Here is an 18,203-nt window from a genome sequence, read left to right on the forward strand (position 1 = left end):
CGTCGTGAGGACGGGAGGTGTCGCTTGACGGAACCGTCTGTGCCGCTGAATCTGGAGCCTCACGATATCGGTGCTATCGGCCGCGGGCTCGCCTCGTACAGGGGAAGGCAAGGGATCCGGTGAATGCAGAAATGACAGCAAGACCGACGACGCGGCTCGAATCTCGATCCAGACTGGGGGCTCACCGATGATCATCGCCGAACGTCACCCAACGCCTGGGCAGATCAGCATCCTGCCGGATGGCCGCTGCATGAGCGCGTCCACGCGGGGCAAGGTACTGCATTCCTCGCTCGAGTCCGGCGCCTTTGACGACCCATGGGTTCCCGAATTCCTCACCGTCAAGTATGGGCGGGGGCGGCCGATTGAGTGGGAGAGTCGCCAGGTCATCATGGAGCTTCCCATGGGCCTGGGTTGCTGGGAGGGGTGCATTAACTTCGTTGACCGCGAGGGCGCAATCCACCTATTTGGCATGCGGTTCCTGAAGTGGCCCGAAGATCGCGAGGACCCCAAGCTCCACGAGCAGCGCACCGACGTGTACCACGTCGTGTCCCGCGACGGCGGCGCCACGTGGGAGGGACCGGTTCGACTCGACTACGGCGAGGAATTCACCGCGGCGATCATGAACGTCGTCCACTTGACGAACGGTCGAATCGTGCTGCCGCTGGAGTACTTCGACGTCGAACGCGCCGTCGGCAAGTACGTCTCCAAATCGTGTTACTCCGACGACGGCGGACGCACCTGGCGGCATGACTCCACCCACCTGCCGGTCGAGTCCGGCGGCCAGCACAGCCACTCAGGTGCCGTCGAGCCGGTGGTGGCCGAGCTCGACGGCGGCCGCGTGTGGATGCTGATTCGCACGCAACTCGGGTGCTTCTACGAGTCCTTCTCCGACGACGGACGGATCTGGTCGCCGCCCGAGCCCTCGCGCTTCAAGGGGTCCAGCTCGCCCGGCGAGGCCCTGCGACTGCGTGACGGGCGGCTGCTGTTCGTGTGGACGAACGGGATTGGGCCGCCCTTTGCCTCCGACATGCTGGCCGAGTGGACCGAATATCCCACCGAATCCTGGTGCCGCCAGGTATTCAACGTCGCGGTCTCGCACGACAACGGCGCGACGTGGCGCGGCTATCGCGAGATCGTTCGGACGATTGGGCACGAGCCGGACGGCGCACGAGTTGGGTACCCGCGGTTTGCCGAGCTGCCCGAGGGTGATGTCCTGGTGCAGTTCGGCCATCATTCGGGCGGTGAGCGGGCAGACTGCCAGTACGTTTACGTCGACCCCGATCGTCTGGATGAGACCAGCGATCGCGAGGACTTCGACAACGGGCTGGCGGGCTGGTCGTTCACCCGTGCGACAGCCGTGCAAACGGTGACGCTCGATGAAGAGCACGCGCTGCGGCTGCAGTGCGACGGCGAGGGCCTGCTCGGGGCCGAGCGCAACTTCCCCTTCGCCGTGCGCGGCAGATTGAGCTTCGAGTTGCGGCGCGACGCGTCCTCGGCGGGCGTGGACCTGGTGCTCGACGAGACCTATTGGGACCCCAGGGATCGCCGAACGAACGGGGCCATTGACATCGGCCTGGACGCCGACCTCGTGCCCTCCGATTTGTGGGTGCCCGTGACGGTTTCCTGGAATGTCGCCGAGGAGACGGCTGAACTGTCTGTTGGCGACCGGCAGCGCCGGATTCCGATTGAACACGCGCCCTTGGGAATCTGCTATCTCACGTTCTACGGTCGGACGCCCGACGCGGAGAGCGGCGCTACCCTGGTTCGCCGGCTCGAGGCGGTGGTCGAGGACTAGCCCGGAAATTCTGCGGCGACAGCCGAGCCAGCCGGCACGACGCGAAGCGGCGGGGGTGATTCACCCCCGCCGCTTGCGTTGGTGAGCGACCCGTCTACCGGGGCGCTCGCCAGGGCCTACCCGACGTAGTCCCTACCGGACCAGCGCGGGTCGAGCCACACGCGGTGGGTGGGTCTGCGCGCCGGAATCGCGTAGTTGTTCATCCACCACGGTCCGCTCACGCGTCGGTGGTAGAGGAAGAGCAGCGAGTGCTTCCACAACTGTCCGGCGATCATGGTCCCGCGACCATGCAGGTAGCGGGAGATCTCGATCCACGCCTCCTTCAGCGCCGCCTTGTTCGGAGCGTCGAACGCCACCTGATAGAGCGCGTCGATCTCCGGGAAGCAGTCGTGGTGGTAGTTGTAGCCGTTCGGCCAGATGTTGTCGCACCCCATCCGCCGAAACGCATCGCCCACGTCCTGCGAGCCGCCCAGGTTGGCCACGACCATCTCGTTGGCCCCGGTCTCCCACAGGTGCTCGACCACCACGGCGCGGTCGACCCTTTCGAACTCGACCTTCAGGCCCATGTCGAGCCAGTTCGCCATCAGCGCGAGGTCTTGCGGGCGCGGCGCGAACCACCCCAGCCATGTCAGCGTGTCGTCCGTGTTCCAGCCAGACTCCTCGAGCAGGGCCTTGGCCCCCTCCGGGTCGTATGGCAACGCCCGATAGGCGTCCATCGGCACGTCCTGCATGAACCGGATGTGGCTGAAGTGGTAGTCGTCCACGAACAGCGTGCCGGCCATGATGTTGTTGGCGATCGACACGCGATCGGCCCCGATCACCATCGCCTCGGTCATCAGCGAGACGTTCACGTCCGGCCACTTCTCCGCAAAGATTCTGTGGTTGAGGAAAATCAAGCTCGCGAACGGCGATCGCATGGGCTGCGCCTGCATGTGCGGCATGCCGGCCAGGCGCGCATAGGCCTCGACGCTGCTGGTGCGCAGGAAGTCGAGCTCGCCCGCCTCCGTCGCGGCGTCGAGCGCCGACGGGTCGCCATAGCGCACGATGTAGCGGTCCACCCACGGCGCACCGTAGGGATAGTCGTCGTTGCGGCTCAGCTCGGCGAACTGCTGGTCGACGTAGCGCTCGAACTTGAACGGCCCATTGCCGACCGGTTGCAGCGCCATCGTGTCGAACGCCGTGGCCGGTTCCAGCGCCTCATAGATGTGCTTGGGCATGGGCTGCATGGGGTTCGGGCTCGCCCAGAAGGGCTCCTGCACGCCGTCGGTGGTGAGCTGGATCGTCATGTTGTCGATCTTCTTCACCCCGCCGGTGTCTTCGATGTTGTCGGTCGGGTTCTCAGCCCACGCCTTGAACCCCTTCAGCTGTTCGAGCTGCCGGGAGCCATATCCCACGCCCCAGTCGGGGTGCGTGACGATGTGGAACGTGTACATGAAGTCGTCCGCCGTCACCGGCTTGCCGTCATGGAAGGTGAAGCGCTCGTCGAGGTGGAAGATGTAGGACTCTTCCGGCGCCACCTCTTCGAAGGACTTGGCCACGCCATCGCCGAAGCGAGTCTCGAGGCTCGCGAACGGCCCGTCGCCCCAGCTGGCGCCGTGGATCAGTGAGGTGCCGACCTCGACGTTGACGATGGCCTGGTCGCTGGAGATCTGCGTGTAGCTGTTGAAGCTGGCGCCGGCGATCCCGCCGCCCCAGCTGACTCTCAGGTCCCCGCCGTATACCGGCTGACCGGCCTGCACGGACGTTGGACGCTCGACGATCTTCTCTTTCTCAATGACCTTCTCGACCTCGACCGTCACGACCTTCTCGACTTCGACGACCTTCTCGACCTCAACCGTGACGACCTTCTCGACCTCGACCACCTTCTCGATCGTGACTGGAACTTCCTTGATGACCTGCTGAACGATCGCCTGCGTTACGACCTTCTCGACCGGGACTTCCTTGACGACCTCCTTGGTCACCACGGACTCGACCGGGACCTCCTTGACCACTTCCTTGGTCACGATGGTCTCGACCGGGACCTCTTTGATCACTTCCTGGGTGACGATGCGCTCGACGACCTGCGCCTCGCCACATGCCGCGAGCACGGCCGCACCCGCTGCTCCAAATAGACCCGCACTCGCTCCCCGAATGAGGTTTCGGCGGGTCATCATTTTCTTTCCGACTTCAAGCATCTGTAGTCCCTCCCCTGGTTAGGTGCTGTGAAAAAGTCAGTGTCCGACCACGGTCCCAACGGTTATCCGCGTTTGAGTTTGGACCTCCTCCCTTCAGTCAATCGGCGGTTGACCGCGGAACTGTGTGCGTTGGAGGAGTGGTGTACGGGCAAGGCATGACACGTAGGCTTGCCCGGCTTGACCGAAATGGTCACGGTTCGGTCGGATGGCGTGCGGCTTCGCCTGCTCGTCGGATTACGCACATCCAGCATGCACTGGCCCAACGTATGCCCGCACTTTCAGGCACCGTAGTTTAGAAAGCCGAATCTCGTCAACAACGCCGAAGAGCCGGCGGTCATTCGACCGCCGGCTCCTCGATCTGGGCTCATGCCGCCGCGCGGTGCGGCGGCATCGCGGTAGGCGCTACCGTTCTTCCCAGTAGTCGTCCAGCCACACCCGCTCGATCGGCGAGTGCACCGGCATGGCGTAGAACTGCATGTAGAACGCGCCCTGCAGACGCCTGTGATACAGGTTCCGCAGCGAGCCTCGCCATAGCAGCCCGGCCACCATGTTGCCCTTGGAGTGGAGTCGCGTCGCGAATTCGATCCATCGCTCGCGCAGCGCCTCGTTGTTCTCCGCCGCGAACATGTCGGCGTACGCCTCGTCGATCCACGGGCGGTTGATGTTCGAGTGGTTCCAGCCACCGAGCTCGTACACCCGGTCGCTGCACACGCGCAGGCACGCGTCTACCACGGCTTGGTCGCCGCCCATGTTGGCGAGGACCAGGTCGTGCACCCGCTCCTGGTACAGCTTCTCGATCACCGCCGAGCCGTCGACCAGGAAGAACTCAACCTTGATGCCCACCTGCTCCCAGTAGTTCTTGAGTGCCAGGTCCGTCGGCGTCGGCGGCCCCCACTTGATCCACTGAATCTCCTTCTCGGAGTCCCACTGGGCCTCTTCGACCAGAGCGCGCGCCGCGTCCGGGTCGTAGGGCATGGCGCGGAACGTGCCTTCCGGCGGGTCCTGCATCAGCGCCACGTGCTCGAAGATGTAGTCCGAGATGAACAGCGTGCCCGCGTGGAGCTCGTTGTTGATCGTGTCCCGGTCCACCGCCCGCACCATGGCCTCGATCATCAGCGACTGCTGCTCGAGGGTCATGTCCGAGAAGATCTCGGCGCTCTGGTTGAGGAACACGTGCCCGCCGAACGGCGAGCGCTGCGGAAACGGCCGCAGGTGCCCCAGGCTCGCAAGGCGCTGGAAGGCCTCGATGTTGCTCGCCCGGTGGAAGTCCTGCTCGCCGGCCTCCATGGCCGCGTCCAGCGCGTTCCGCTCGCCGTAGCGGACCACGTAGTCGTTGACGTACGGCGTGCCGTAGGCGAAGTCCTTGTGCGCCGTCATGTCGGCGAACTGCTGAGTAACGTAGCGCTCCCAGATCATCGGGCCGTTGCCCAGCGGATTCAGTGCCCGCGTCTCGATCGCCGTCGCCGGGTCGAGACCCGCGTAGTGGTGCCGGGCCATCGGCGGCAGGTGCCAGTCGCGGCTCGCCCACCAAGCCGAATCGGGCCGGTCGATCGCGATCTGCACGGTCATCTCGTCGATCTTCGTCAGACCGGGAACGTCCTCCACGTTGTCCGTGGGGTTCTCGCCCCAGGCCTCGGCGCCCTCGATTCGGCCCCAGGCCTTCTTGTGCTGGCCCGAGCCGTAGTTCTTGTCCAGCCCCATCTTGGCGCCGAACAGCACGTCGTCGGCCGTCAACGGCACCTGGTCGTGCCACGTGACGTCGGGGTTGATGTGGAAGTTGTAGACGCGGGCGCGCTCGACCTCGTCCCAACTGTTGGCCACGCCCTTGTCCCACTCACCCGTCATGGCCGGCGTGTCACCCGGGCCCCAGGTGTCGCCATACCACAGGGGCAGGAACACATAGTCGGTGATGTAGGCCTGCGAGCTGCTGACCTGCTTGAGCGGGTTGAAGATGTCCTGGTGGTTCGGGCCGCTGCCGCTGTGATTCAGCGTGCCGCCGCTGATCGGACCCTCAGGAATCATCATCTCGGCCGTGACTTCCTTGATGACCTCGACTTCCTTCGTCACGATCTTCTCGACCTCGACGGCGACTTCCTTGATGACCTCAACTTCCTTGACGACCTCGGTGGTCACCAGCTTCTCGACCGGAACTTCCTTGACGACTTCCTTGGTCACGACCGTCTCGACCGGAACTTCCTTGACCACTTCCTTGGTCACGACCGTCTCGACCGGGACTTCCTTGATGACTTCCTTGGTCACGACCTGCGTTTCACCGCACGCCGCCAACACGGCTGCCCCGGCTGCGCCAAACATCCCGGCAGCTGCGCCCTTGAGGACGCGCCGTCGCGAGACGCCCGCGCGAATGTGATGGCTCATACGTGTGCCCTCCCCGATTGGCCGGCCTGGCGACGGGACAAAAAACCCACCCCAGCGTATCCGGCGCCTGTCGGTGGACTATACCGCTGCGGATTCTCTCTGGTCCAGAGCGTCAAGCCAGCCGCGCCTTTCGCATCCGCCCCGCGTCCGCGGCTCGATTTAGGGGCTGGAGCAGTCCGCGGTCACCGCCGTTTGGCCGCTCCAGACCAACGCAACTTGCTTCGCGGCGCACGCCACGGATGCCGGCGCGCTGTCGCGCGAGCTCAGCTCAAACGTCCACCGGCCCGTGTAGCCGATCTGGCGAAGCGTGGACACCAGTTCGTCCCAGTCGATGTGGCCGGCGCCCGGCACCCAATGCCGGTCGTCAAGGCCATCGGTGTCCTGCAGGTGTGTCGCAATCAACCGCTCGCCCGCGGCGCGCGCCTCTGACGCCGGATTGAGCCCGTTGACCACCGCGTGACCGGTGTCAAGGCAAATGCCGACCGTCGCCGGATACGGCTCGATCAACGCTCGCAACTGCTCCATCCGGCAGAGCGGGCGCGGGGTGCCGCGCTCCATGAGGTTTTCGCAGGCGATCCGCAGACCCAGGCGATCGGCGATTGGATAGAGCTCGTCGAGCGACCGGCGGGCCGCATCGTTGGCCGCTTCGACGTTGATCGCGTTGGCCGCCTCGTCGTTGTACGCGCTGCCCGTCGGGTGAACCACCACCACCTCACCGCCGAGGTCGGCATAGGGGGCGAGCCATGCGGCGACTTCGTACACCGAGAGGCGCCGCTCGAGTTCATCCACCGCCGCAAGGTTGACCGTCGGGGTAAGCGGCGCGTGCATCGTGGTCGGCTGAACCTTGGCCGCCTCCAATGCCGACCGAGCGTTTCTCCGCATGTCATCGGAAATCAGGGGGCACAGCGGCGGCCAGAACTCGATCGCCTCGAAGCCTGCCGCGGTCACTTCCGCGAGCGCTTGGGTGAGCGTGGTAGTCGGCACTTCGCCCCACATGCTCGTCGCAAGGGAAAACCGGGGAAGTCGTTGGCGTTCGTGCATGAGTCGCATTCCTGAAAACTCCATAGCCGTTATAGCAGCGCCCGTGGCCAGGGCGGGAATTGAACGGGACGAATCTTGTCGAAGGATCAACAACGTTGAGGCTGCGCTTGGCTCGTTGACACCTGGCGTTTGTTGCGGTCCGCTCCGCCCGCGAGCCGACCGGCCTTGGTTTCGACCGAGCCTGGCGACCGCTGGATTCCCAAGATGCCCCGATGCCAACGCGACCAAACCGTAACTGACGGCACTTCGATTCGCAGGGTGCGGTGCGCCAGCACCGATCACGCGCCGCGCGTATCATTCCAGCGCGGTGGTGCGTTGAGGGAAGGCCAACGAATGCTCCGCCAGACCCGGCAGGCAACTGTCATGCCACTGGCGTGCCGCGCCTCTGGCCTACGCCATGGATCGCGCGCCGCCCGGGCCAGGCCCGTCACCGCATCTCTGGGCACGGCGTCCAGCGCAAGTGACCGTCGCGTGGCGAGACCTTGGATGTGGTCGGCAGCGGCCTATCAGGCCTCTGCGTCGGCTAAGGAAAGAGTCGATTGCAGCTGTCGCTGAGAAACGTCGGGATCCTCACGGCGGGCGGCGACAGCCCGGGACTGAACGTGGCCATTCGCGGTGTCGGCAAGACCGCGATTCAACAGTTCGGCATGCGCGTTGTCGGTTTTCGCGATGGATTCCGCGGGCTCATGGAAAACCGGTTCATCGAGCTCAACAACGACAACCTCTCCGGAATCTTGACGCTTGGCGGAACGATGCTCGGGGCAAGCCGCGACAAGCCGCATCGCATGCCCGTAGCCGGGCGCAAGGCGAATATGACCGACATCATGGTCGAGAATTTCGAGAAACATCGCTTGGACGCGCTCGTCTGCCTGGGTGGCGGGGGCACGCAAGCCAGCGCCTACCGGTTGCTTCGCAAGGGTCTGCGGATCGTCACCCTGCCGAAGACCATCGACAATGACGTTGCCGGAACGGATGTGAGCATCGGGTTCAACACGGCGCTGACGATTGCCACCGAGGCCATTGACCGCCTGCACAGCACGGCGCATAGCCATCATCGAATCATCGTCGTGGAGACGATGGGTCACAACACCGGCTGGCTCGCCCTTGGCGCGGGCCTCGCCGCCGGCGCGGACGTGATCCTCATCCCCGAGATTCCCTACGACATCGAGAAGATCGCGGAAGCGATCCGCCGCCGCAGCCTGGGCGGTCGCGGATTCAGCATCGTCGCGGTTTCGGAAGGGGCGCGGCCGCTTGGAAGCTCTTCGGGCAAGGAACGCGGCAACGGCAACGCTGCCGGCGGACGACGCAATGGGCACGGCGACTCACTTGGCGCGCACTCGCAGCAGGTTGCCCGCCAGCTCGAAGAGTTGACCGGGCTGGAATCGCGATTGACGATCTTGGGTCACGTGCAGCGCGGCGGAACGCCATCGCCCTTCGACCGGGTATTGGCCACTCACCTCGGCACCGCCTGCGCGCGATATGTGGCCGATGGCGTCACCGGCAGCATGATCGGCGTGCACGGCGAAGAGGTGGCGCCGGTCGACCTCGCCGACGTTGCCGGCGAACGCAAAACCGTGCCGCTGGATCATCACTGGGTTTCCGCCGCGCGCGACACCGGGGTCGAGCTGGGGGACTAGAAGTCGCTGCCGCGCCGCAGCGCGATCTCAGGCGATGTCCGCGATCACTTCCTCGATGCGCCCGCGGATGGACTCGAAGGTCTGCGTAATTGGTCCGCGCGCGTCCACCACGTCGAAGCTATGGATACCGGCCAGCTCGCGAAGTTGCCGGATCATGTCCGTCTGGTAGGCGATATAGGTCGAATGCGGATCGGTTCCCTTCAGAAAGTCTTGCCCCGATTCCCAGTAGTCGATGTTTCCGGCGTGCAGGGCGCGCGGCAGGAGCTGATCCACATCGACATCGAGATAAATCACTTTGTCAGGGATCGGGGCGAACGAATAGAGCCCGTCCATCCACTCACGCGGCATGCCTCGCACACCCGCCCGCGCGATGAGCGAGTAGAAGTAGCGGTCGGCGAGCACCACCATTCCGGCGCGGGCCGACGGCAGGATCACCCGCTCCAGGCGGTCGCAGAAGTCGGTGGCGTAAAACAGGTTGAGCGTCACGGCGTCCAACCGGTGCCCCGTCTTGGCCCGGTCAATGCCGCGCCCGGCCAGGTCGGAGCGGGTGAGTCCGGTATCCACGGCTGGAACTCCCATGTCCTCCAGCCACTCCTTGATCAGCCGGATATGGGTCGAACGTCCGGCGCCGTCGGGGCCTTCGAAAACGATGATGCGACCCAGCACCTCGCGGTCGTGCCATCCGGTAGGCGGCTCCCCATAGAAGCGCAACACGCGCGCCTGCCGGTTTCTCATCGTCGGGCGCCGAGCGTGTCCAGGTAACGCCCCGTGAGTCCCGATGTCGTGAGGGCGTCCGCCAGGCCGCCGTCTTGAATCTTGAGCGCCCCGCCGACGTGGGGCTCAACAAGCTCGCGGACTTTGTGCTGCTGCTCGGTGGGCGGGGCGGTCGCATCGATGGAGATCAGCCCAAACTCATCAAGCATCCGCTCGTATTCGGTTTGGATCATGCCTTGAAACGCCTGGAACGACCGGTTGAGATCGCTGCTCAGGCCGAGGTCCATGCCGGCTTCGTAGTACTTCAGCCGCGCACGACCGTCCTCGATTCGTCGAATTGCCTCCGGCAATGGAACGTCGAAGTAGAACGCCATGGTCGGCTTCGGGGCGAAGGCGTAGAGGTGGCGCAGCCAAACGGGGTTGACACCGCGGGCGGCGTCACGCGCGAACGCCGTATAGATATAGCGGTCGGCAAGCACCGTGGCCCCGGCCTGGAGCGCCGGGATGATCTGCTCGTGGACCCGGTTTGCCAGGTCCGCGCAGTGGATGAGACTGAACGTCATGGGGGAAAACAAGCGACGCCGTTTTCCTCGGCGCGTGGTACCGCGGACGATCGGCGACGAATTCCACTCGCTGGACACCACCAGCACGCCGCGGCTGGTCAGCCACTTGTGGAGCAGGTCGAGCTGCGTGCTCTTGCCGGAGCCGTCGATCCCTTCCACAACGAACAAGCGCCCCGGAAACGGTCCGGGCTGCATGCCGTCGTCGTCCGACATCACCGGCGCGCGGCGGCTCGACGGCGCGGGTGAGCCACCGTCCGACGGGCCGTCGGCTCCTTCGGCGCTGGCTGCACGCCCCGTGCCTCGGCGACTTCGCGCCACCCATGCCCGCAAGAGGCCAGCGAGTCCGGCGAGTCTCACGGCGTGGTCCTCGAAGGGCGGCGTGGGGCTTATATGATAGTCGGCCCGCGCTGACAGATCGGGGTGCAGAGAGGCTTCGTGCGGTTCATGCTTGAGCTGTGCCGGTGACTCCCAACCGCGTGACGCGCGAGCGTGAGCACAAGCTCGGCATCGACCCGCTCGTCGACCTGAACCTTGACCAAGCGCTGGCCGTATACGTGACGCGCCCGCACGAACCTCGGCAGCTGGTCACGACCTACCACGACACCGCCGATCTGCGACTCCTCCGCTGGGGCTGCACGTTGCGATATCGCGTCGGCGAGGGGTGGCTGGTCAAGCTCCCGGTGCTCGACGACGGCACCGCCCTCGCGCGTGACGAGGTTCGGGTGGACGGCGCGGCCGACGCCCCGCCGCCCCACGCGCTTACGATCGTGCGGCCATTCACTCGCGCGCGTCCGATCATCCCGCTGGTTCGCCTGGAAACGACGCGCCGGTCCACCGATGTGGCCGACCCGCAGGGGCGTCAACTTGCCGAGATCTCCGAGGACGCCGTGACGGCCTATGCCGGCGGCGCGCTGGCCAAGCAGTTTCGGGAAGTTGAAGTTGAGCTGCGTCCAGACGTTTCCGAAGCAGTCGTTCGGGACGTCGTGACACGGCTACAGACGGCCGGCGCCACCGTTCCGATTCGCGTGCCCAAGCTGCGGCGGGCGATCGAGGCCGACGCCGCCGCTTCGCCGGAAGTGACTGTTTCCCGGCTGGGCGTCCACGCCACGGCGGCCGATGTGATTCGGGCCGCGTTCGCCGAGGTCACGAGGCGACTGGTGCTCGCGCTGCCGGGGGTGGTGCTCGACGAAGACCCCGAAGCCGTGCACCAGGCCCGCGTCGCCACCCGTCGCCTGCGCTCCAACATGCGCACGTTTGGACCGCTCTTGGACGAGGCGTGGCGGCGCGCGCTGGGCGACGAGTTGCGCTGGCTGGCCGGGCTCATGCAGCCGATTCGCGACGCCGACGTGATGCTCGAGACGCTCGAGGCGGCGGCTCGCACGCTGGACCCGTCGCGCACGACTCCCGAGCCGGTGCTCGCGCGACTGCTCGTCGAGCGGCAGGGGGCGCGGGAAGAGCTCCTCGCCATGCTCCAAAGCGAGCGTACCGACCAGTTGCTCGATCGCGTGATCGCCGCGTCAGCCTCTCCCCAGGTACGTGACGATGTGCGAGATATGGCGCCGCGCGAACTTCGGTCCCTCGCGCGACGGGCTGAGGAACGCCTGGGCCGCGCGGCGTCAAAGGTTGACGCCGCCACCAGCCCCGACGAGCTGCATCGCATGCGCATCGCGGCCAAGCGCGCGCGCTATGCCGCCGAGGCGGTGGAACGCTTTGGGGGCAAACCGGTGAAGCGCCTGGCGCGCCGTCTCGCCGCGCTCCAGGATGTCCTGGGTGACTACAACGACGCGGTGGTCGCGGCTGAGTGGCTGCGAGCCCGACCCATGGCCGACCCCGCGGCTGCGTTCGAGGCTGGGGAACTGGCGGGCACGCTCGACGCCATGACCCGCGTCCACGCCGGCGGCGTGCCAAGAGCGCTGCGACGAGCGGGTCTGATCTAAGCGCAGCGAAGCTCGGTCGGACGCGGCGAGGGTCGGTGGCCGAGCGCGGTCAGCGCGCGTGTGGCTGCGTTCGCCGCTCCAGCTCTATCGATGGCTCACGGGCGCCGGCGACTCTGAAAGGCCCCGGTGATCAGGACGACCGGAGTCAACGCAACCAGTGTGAGACCCACCCATAGGTCGGCCAATAGCACCGGCCAGCTCCAGCCGCTTGCGAAGAGCTTCCAGACGGACTCCAGTTTGCTCCGTGTTGGCTCGGGCGCGCCGTAGGCTGCGAACTCAAGATCTTGGTCCGGAAACGCCGGTGCTCCGTTGATCCAGAGGGCCCCATCGTCGTATCGATTCACTCTCGTTGCTACAACCCGGAGTTCGGCGTCCGGCTCGACGTCGGCGACGAGCTCTAGTGCCAGCCGCTGGCCCTCGGGCTCGACAATCGCAGGAACAAGATCGACGCCGATCCGTCTCGAGTCCTGCCCCGTGGGCACCGTCAACTGGTACTCGGCCAGCGGCTGGTCGGGGCTATCCAGCCTGGAGACGCGCAGCGACGCGATCCCGGAGTCACGGTCCGGGTCGCGGTGGGCGAGTCTGAAGTCGAGCCTGCCGAGCGGATACGAGGGCATATGCACTTCTTGGACGACGGATTCCTTGGCGCCCAAGCGCAGTCCAAAAGCGTCTGTGTGACTTGGCGCTCGCGCATCGATGAGCAAGGCGCGAAAAACGAATGCGATCGCCAGGACTCCGAGCACGGCGACCACGGTTGCTGACCCAATGAGCGACACACGCCAGCGGCGGCTGGCTCGCCCGGATTGCATTCGAGATCCGTTGTGGCCGCGCAACGCCGTGGCCGCGCTCAGACCAATGAGCAGGGCGCCGCTGAACTCCAGAGTCTCTTCGACAACGATCACCAGTTCGGAAGCGCGGCCCGAGGCGAAGGCCCAGTAGCCCGCCTCTTGGGCGATGGCCACCAGCCAGGCAATCAGGCCAAGGATGAACGGCCCGCGAACCGCCTGAGCACGCAGCTCCCGGCATGCAAAGAGCCCCATCGCGACCAGAAATCCCAAGATCAGCGGGCTGAGTATGAAAACCCAGAGCTGTGTGCCCGCCGAGCCCAGAAACTCCCCGCCGAAGATGGTTCGTCCGATGGGATCCAGGTCCGTCGCGTGGAAATCGGACACCTCTTCCCACGCCAGATACGCGGCCGTGAGCCCCAGTAAGCTCCAGCCGCTGACGGCGAGCCGTCCAGCCGCCTTGCGGCGGCAGACGATGGCATTCGCGAGGGCCAATAGGGCGGCCATCACTAGTGCCACGGCGGAAACCAGGTTGGCCAGGCTCCCGTCCTGCTCGGGATTCAGCTGAGGCGGCAGGGCGTCCGGCGACAACAAAGCCGGGAACGCGAAGCTGAAGAGTTGGGGACCAACGTGTCCGCCCCACCAGAAGACCACCGCGCCCACGAGCAGCAGCCGTCCGGTCCATTCCGTCATCCGCGGGGCCGGGGAGTGGTTGGCACGTCGCATCAGGGCTCTCGACGATCTTCATCTACAGGGCATGGAGCTAACCGCCGGCACCAAAGGTAGTACGGCCGGACCTCTGCGATAGTCCTCCGCACTGCTGCACGACCGTCCCGCCGCTCAATTCGCAGGCGGCATGCCCCGCCGCGCGCAGCAGCCCACCGGCGCTCGGCGACGCGTTGCCGACACCTAGTGGCGACGGATTCCTGAATCGCCTGACCGCCGGCAGGCGGCGGCAACCAGCACAATCGGAAAGCATGTAATCAGCGTTAGCCCCACCACCATGCGGACCAGCGTCGCGGGCCAGCGCCAGCCGGAGGAAAAGCTCTCCCAGACGGCGCCCAGCTTGCTTCGCGTGGGTTCCGCCGGGCCGTAGGCCACGAACTCGAGGTCTTGGTGCCGCGCGGCGGGCTCGCCATTGATCCAGAATCCCCCGTCGGGATACCAGTTCGACTTGGCAACGCCAACCCAGAGTTCGGCGTCGGTATTGATGTCGGCAATCACCGCTACGCGCAATCGGCGGCCCTCGGGCTCGGTCAGCGGTGGCAAGAGATCGATACTCCGCCATTGCGTTCGCACGCCGCTGGGAAACTCCACCGAGCCGACGGCCAATACGCGGTCCGGAAGTTCCGGGCTGGTGACGCGCACGGCCGCTGTGCCCGTTCCGCCGCCCGGATCACGCTGGGCGAGCCGCAGATCGATTCGCCCAATGGGATCAGCCGGCATTCGCAACTCCTGCGCGACCGTTTCCTGTGCGAATAGGCGCAAGTCCAGCGCGTGAAGGCCGCGGACGGCCCCCACGTCGATGAGCAGGACTCTGTACGTGAACACGACGGCCAGAGTGCCGAGCACGACAACGGCAACGAACGATCCGATCAGCGGCGCCCTCCACCGGACGAAATGTGCGTGAGACCGCGTTCGCAGCGCCGCGTCCGCGCGCAGGGACATGGCGGCGCCCAACCCAATCAGCAACGCCCCGCATATCTCCAGCATCTCTTCGATGATGCTCCCCAACACATGGTCCTGGCCGGTGAGCAGGATGTGCTGCGTGGCGTCATAGGCCACAGACAGCAGCCAGGCTCCGGCGCCGAGGACAATTGGCACCCGCGCCGCGGACGCACCCAAGCCACGGCGGACGAACATCCACATCGCGACCGCAAACGCCGCGAGCAGCGGACTGATCAGCGCGATTCGTGCCCACTCCGCGGGACGTCCCTCCACGCCGAATACGTTTCGCAGCACGTCGGCTTGCGCGTCGTTGTGCGTATCGCTCATCTCGCTGACGGCGATGGCCGCGACCAACGCCGCCAGCAGGAACCAGCCGCCAATGGCGACTCGGCCGGCGCCCCGCCGCCAACCCACGAAGGCATTCGTGGCGGCCAGCAGCGCCACGATCAGCAGCGTCGCCGCGGACGCCGAGTTGGCAAAGCCTTCATCCAGCTCCGGGTCAAGCTGCCGCAGCAGACTGTCGGGCGGCAGGAGCGACGGGAATGCCAGGCTGAAGAGCTGTGGCCCCACGTGACCGCCCCACCACAACCCCACCACTGCCACGAGCAGGATCCGCCCAATCCATTCCGCCACCCGCACGGCCGCTTGGTGGTTGGCAAGTCGCATCAGGGCGCTACAAAAGCTCCATGCACGCCGATTGGTTCCTTGGCACGCAATGCCCACGGTATATGAGCGCAATCTGAGCGGTCGTCGGGAGGGCTGCGCGACAGCTCACCCCATCACACGTCGGCGCAGTACGCGTGGGAATTGTCCTAGCGGCCCACGTCCGGCCACTCGACGACCGGTCCCTTGCCCGGCACGAAGGCGCGATGCGGCTGGCCGGCAATCAGGCGCTGTCCGTCGGTGAACCCCTCCGGCCGGTCGGCGAGCGCCTCGATCATTCGCCGACGCCACGGTTCCAAGTCGTGCTCGCCGGATAGGTCGTGCAGCTCATTCGGATCGGCCGCGAGATCGAATAGCAGCTCCTCTGCGGTCTGGCTGTACCAGATGTACTTGTGCGTGGCCGTCACCAGCCAGTGGGTGCCGCTGTCGGTTGTGCGCCAGGTGCTGTGCTCGCCGTGCAAGGCGTCGCGCCACTCGGGCCGCTCGCCGCGCATGAACGGCAGCAGGCTCCGCCCGGTCACGCTCGCTGGAATCGGCACGCCCGCCGCGTCGAGCAGGGTGGGCATCACATCTTGCAGGCCGATCGGAGCGTCGCAGGAGATTCCCGAGGGAAACTCGGCATTCACCTTGCCCCGGCCCGGCTGGGGCGCCATCGCCATGAAGGGGATCCTGGCGGACGCCTCGAACGGCTCGGTCTTTGCGAACAGGTGGTGATCGCCAAGCATCTCGCCGTGATCCGACACGAACATGACGAACGTGTTGGTCAGCAACGAACCGCGAATGGCGTTGAACAGCCGGCCGAGCTGGGCGTCGATCTCGTTGATCAGGCCGTAGTACGCCGCCCGGCAGTAGTGCATGGTCAGTGGATCGAGATGCAGGCGCTGCGAGCCGCCGAGGGGGTCCAGCCCGAGCGACGCGCCGGGCGGCAGGGGATCGACCCAATCCCCGATGACCGGCTGCGGGAGATCGAGCGCGGCGTATCGCTCATAGAAGACGCGTGACGGCGCAAGCGGCGGGTGCGGCGGAAAGAACGAAAGGTTGAGGAAGAACGGCGTCGACGGATCGCGCTTCTCCAGGTACTCCAACGCCCGCGTGACCACCCAGGCCGAGTAGCTCAGGTGCTCCGGCAGGTGCGACGGCCGGCCAACCCAGCTGTTCGAGCCGACGCCGTGAGCGGCTTGCAGTTGATCCTCCGGCACCCGCTCGCGCAGCCAGTCCGCGTAGTCGTTGTCTTCCCCGCCGATGCCGTCGGCCAGCTCCATGGCGTCGAACCCCCAACGCCGCCGCCGCGGTTGCAAGTGCAGCTTGCCGATCAGGCGCGTCTCATATCCCGCCCGGCGCAGCTCGCCGGGCAACGTCGCTTCGGGCTGCCACGTCGAATCTTCGGATCGGTAGTAGAACCCCACCATCCCGCTCACGTCCGCGGACTGCCCCGACATCAGCACGTGGCGCGCCGGGATGCACGACGGCACTTCGCTGTAGCCGCGGGTGAAGTGCGTGCCGGCGCCGCCGATGTAGTCCATGTTGGGCGTCCGCAGCACCGGGTGACCCGCCAGTCCCAGGCAGTCGCCGCGCTGCTGGTCGGTGACGATGAGCAGGATGTTGGGACGGTTCACATCGGACTCCATCGGCTGCCGCGGCCCGCTATGAGTGGTCAATTTCCCAGATTGGCGCGTAGATCGGGAACAGCGCGTCAAGGAGATGCGCGCCGCTGCCGTGCAGCCCGAGCGGCGGTGCCGACGCATGTCCTCCGAAGACCAGTTGCGTCAGCTGGCGGCGGCGGAGCGTCACCGCATCGGGCAAGCGCTCGTCCGTAACTTCGACCTCGCCGTCGCGCACGTGCAGCGACACGGCCTCGCCGGTGTCTTGGCACACCACGCACACTTCGCCGCGGAGGCCCGTCGACCGGCGCCCCAGGTGGTTCCGAACCTGGTGCATCAGCAGACCGAAGTCGTTGACGCGCATCATCTGAAACCCGATGCCGCTGGCCTCCTCCGCCGGCCGCTGCCGCCCCGGCTTGATGGCTTCGACCACGTCGCCCAGGGCGCAAGGCGTCAATGGCAATACGACTTGCAGGTCTTGGTCGGCGGGCCACTCGGCGCGGGCGTGGCGCACCAGCGCCTCCAGCGCCCGGAGGTCGCCCCCACCCTCGACCAGGCCCGGTTTGTTCGTTCCCTGTCCAACCGTGAGGTAGGCAGCCACGTCGTCGCCCTCGAATGCGAGGAGCGTGTGCATCTTGGGCAGGCTAAAAAGCACGGCGTACTCGTCCGGGGACCGGGCGATGCGCAACGGCTCGCGGTCGTGAATCTCGCGGATGGCGCGCAGGTGCTCGTGGTTGCCGGGCTCGTAGACGGTGATCCGGTGGTGGCTGGGCCGTAGCCGCGCGACGTCATCCGCCGCCAGCGTGTACATCCAGCCCTGCGACCCCACGGCCTCCCAGCCCGAATTGCGATAGAACGGGAAGGTCGGCTCGATCGTCCACAGCGCCGATACCGGCCAGCCGCGCTCGACCATGATGCGCACCCCGTCCCGCAGGCAGGCGGTCGCGTAGCCGCGATGCCGATGGTCGGGGTGGGTCACCGTGCCACCGATGATGGCCAGCGTGAAGGCATCCCCGTCGATCACCACGCCCCGCGGCGCCACCGGCACGTGCGCCACCACGGCGCCATCGACGCTCACCACTCGCATGTACTCGCGCCGCGCGCGATCGAAGATCAACGGATAGTCGGTCTGCGTGTTCTGGTCGGAGCCTTCGCGAAACACGCGATTGAGCAGTGCGACCACGCCGTCGAACTCGTCGGCGGCGCACGCCCGCGGTCCGTCCACCACTGGACTGCCGGTCATGCGACA

General features: G+C 66.2%; 12 protein-coding genes. 3 read left to right on the forward strand and 9 right to left on the reverse strand.

Annotated elements, in window-relative coordinates:
- Positions 1 to 187: 187 nt before the first annotated feature.
- Positions 188 to 1,795, forward strand: a complete 1,608-nt coding sequence (locus tag OXG33_06105) for a sialidase family protein (GenBank protein MCY4113497.1) — start codon at positions 188 to 190, stop codon at positions 1,793 to 1,795.
- 116 nt (positions 1,796 to 1,911) lie between these two features.
- On the opposite strand, the gene OXG33_06110 is transcribed toward OXG33_06105, so the two are convergent.
- The 3 genes from OXG33_06110 to OXG33_06120 form a co-directional block, all read right to left on the reverse strand.
- Positions 1,912 to 3,969: an ABC transporter substrate-binding protein gene (locus OXG33_06110; GenBank protein ID MCY4113498.1), complete on the reverse strand. Its 2,058-nt coding sequence runs from the start codon at positions 3,967 to 3,969 to the stop codon at positions 1,912 to 1,914.
- Between the two features lie 402 nt (positions 3,970 to 4,371).
- The gene (locus tag OXG33_06115) at positions 4,372 to 6,345 is read right to left on the reverse strand and encodes an ABC transporter substrate-binding protein (protein MCY4113499.1); all 1,974 of its coding nucleotides are present in this window, start codon (positions 6,343 to 6,345) and stop codon (positions 4,372 to 4,374) included.
- A 159-nt stretch (positions 6,346 to 6,504) separates the two neighbouring features.
- Positions 6,505 to 7,386 carry a sugar phosphate isomerase/epimerase gene (locus tag OXG33_06120; GenBank protein ID MCY4113500.1) on the reverse strand — a complete coding sequence of 294 codons (882 nt, stop codon included), beginning with the start codon at positions 7,384 to 7,386 and terminating at the stop codon, positions 6,505 to 6,507.
- Positions 7,387 to 7,931: 545 nt separating this feature from the next.
- Here OXG33_06120 and OXG33_06125 point away from each other — a divergent pair.
- Entirely contained in the window at positions 7,932 to 9,023 is a 1,092-nt protein-coding gene (locus tag OXG33_06125; GenBank protein ID MCY4113501.1) for an ATP-dependent 6-phosphofructokinase, read from the forward strand.
- Between the two features lie 27 nt (positions 9,024 to 9,050).
- Here OXG33_06125 and OXG33_06130 read toward each other — a convergent pair whose 3' ends face one another.
- Together OXG33_06130 and OXG33_06135 are read right to left on the reverse strand one after the other, a co-directional pair.
- A complete protein-coding gene (locus tag OXG33_06130; protein MCY4113502.1) occupies positions 9,051 to 9,758 on the reverse strand; it encodes a thymidylate kinase in 708 nt (235 codons plus the stop codon).
- A complete protein-coding gene (locus OXG33_06135; GenBank protein ID MCY4113503.1) occupies positions 9,755 to 10,657 on the reverse strand; it encodes a thymidylate kinase in 903 nt (300 codons plus the stop codon). Before OXG33_06135 ends, OXG33_06130 begins: the two co-directional genes overlap by 4 nt.
- Before the next feature lie 104 nt (positions 10,658 to 10,761).
- Here OXG33_06135 and OXG33_06140 point away from each other — a divergent pair, with 104 nt between their 5' ends.
- Complete coding sequence (locus OXG33_06140) at positions 10,762 to 12,237, forward strand: CYTH and CHAD domain-containing protein (GenBank protein MCY4113504.1); 1,476 nt, start codon at positions 10,762 to 10,764, stop codon at positions 12,235 to 12,237.
- 95 nt (positions 12,238 to 12,332) lie between these two features.
- On the opposite strand, the gene OXG33_06145 is transcribed toward OXG33_06140, so the two are convergent.
- From OXG33_06145 to OXG33_06160, 4 genes are all read right to left on the reverse strand, one after another.
- On the reverse strand, positions 12,333 to 13,748 hold the full coding sequence (locus OXG33_06145) for a hypothetical protein (protein ID MCY4113505.1): 1,416 nt from the start codon (positions 13,746 to 13,748) through the stop codon (positions 12,333 to 12,335).
- Between the two features lie 183 nt (positions 13,749 to 13,931).
- Positions 13,932 to 15,356 (reverse strand): hypothetical protein, encoded by a 1,425-nt coding sequence (locus OXG33_06150; protein MCY4113506.1) that lies wholly within the window; start codon positions 15,354 to 15,356, stop codon positions 13,932 to 13,934.
- Positions 15,357 to 15,502: 146 nt separating this feature from the next.
- Positions 15,503 to 16,969 (reverse strand): sulfatase-like hydrolase/transferase, encoded by a 1,467-nt coding sequence (locus OXG33_06155; protein ID MCY4113507.1) that lies wholly within the window; start codon positions 16,967 to 16,969, stop codon positions 15,503 to 15,505.
- Between the two features lie 28 nt (positions 16,970 to 16,997).
- A complete protein-coding gene (locus OXG33_06160; protein ID MCY4113508.1) occupies positions 16,998 to 18,197 on the reverse strand; it encodes a GNAT family N-acetyltransferase in 1,200 nt (399 codons plus the stop codon).
- Positions 18,198 to 18,203: the final 6 nt, after the last annotated feature.

Source organism: Chloroflexota bacterium (assembly GCA_026708035.1).
Lineage (GTDB): Bacteria > Chloroflexota > UBA11872 > UBA11872 > UBA11872 > JAJECS01.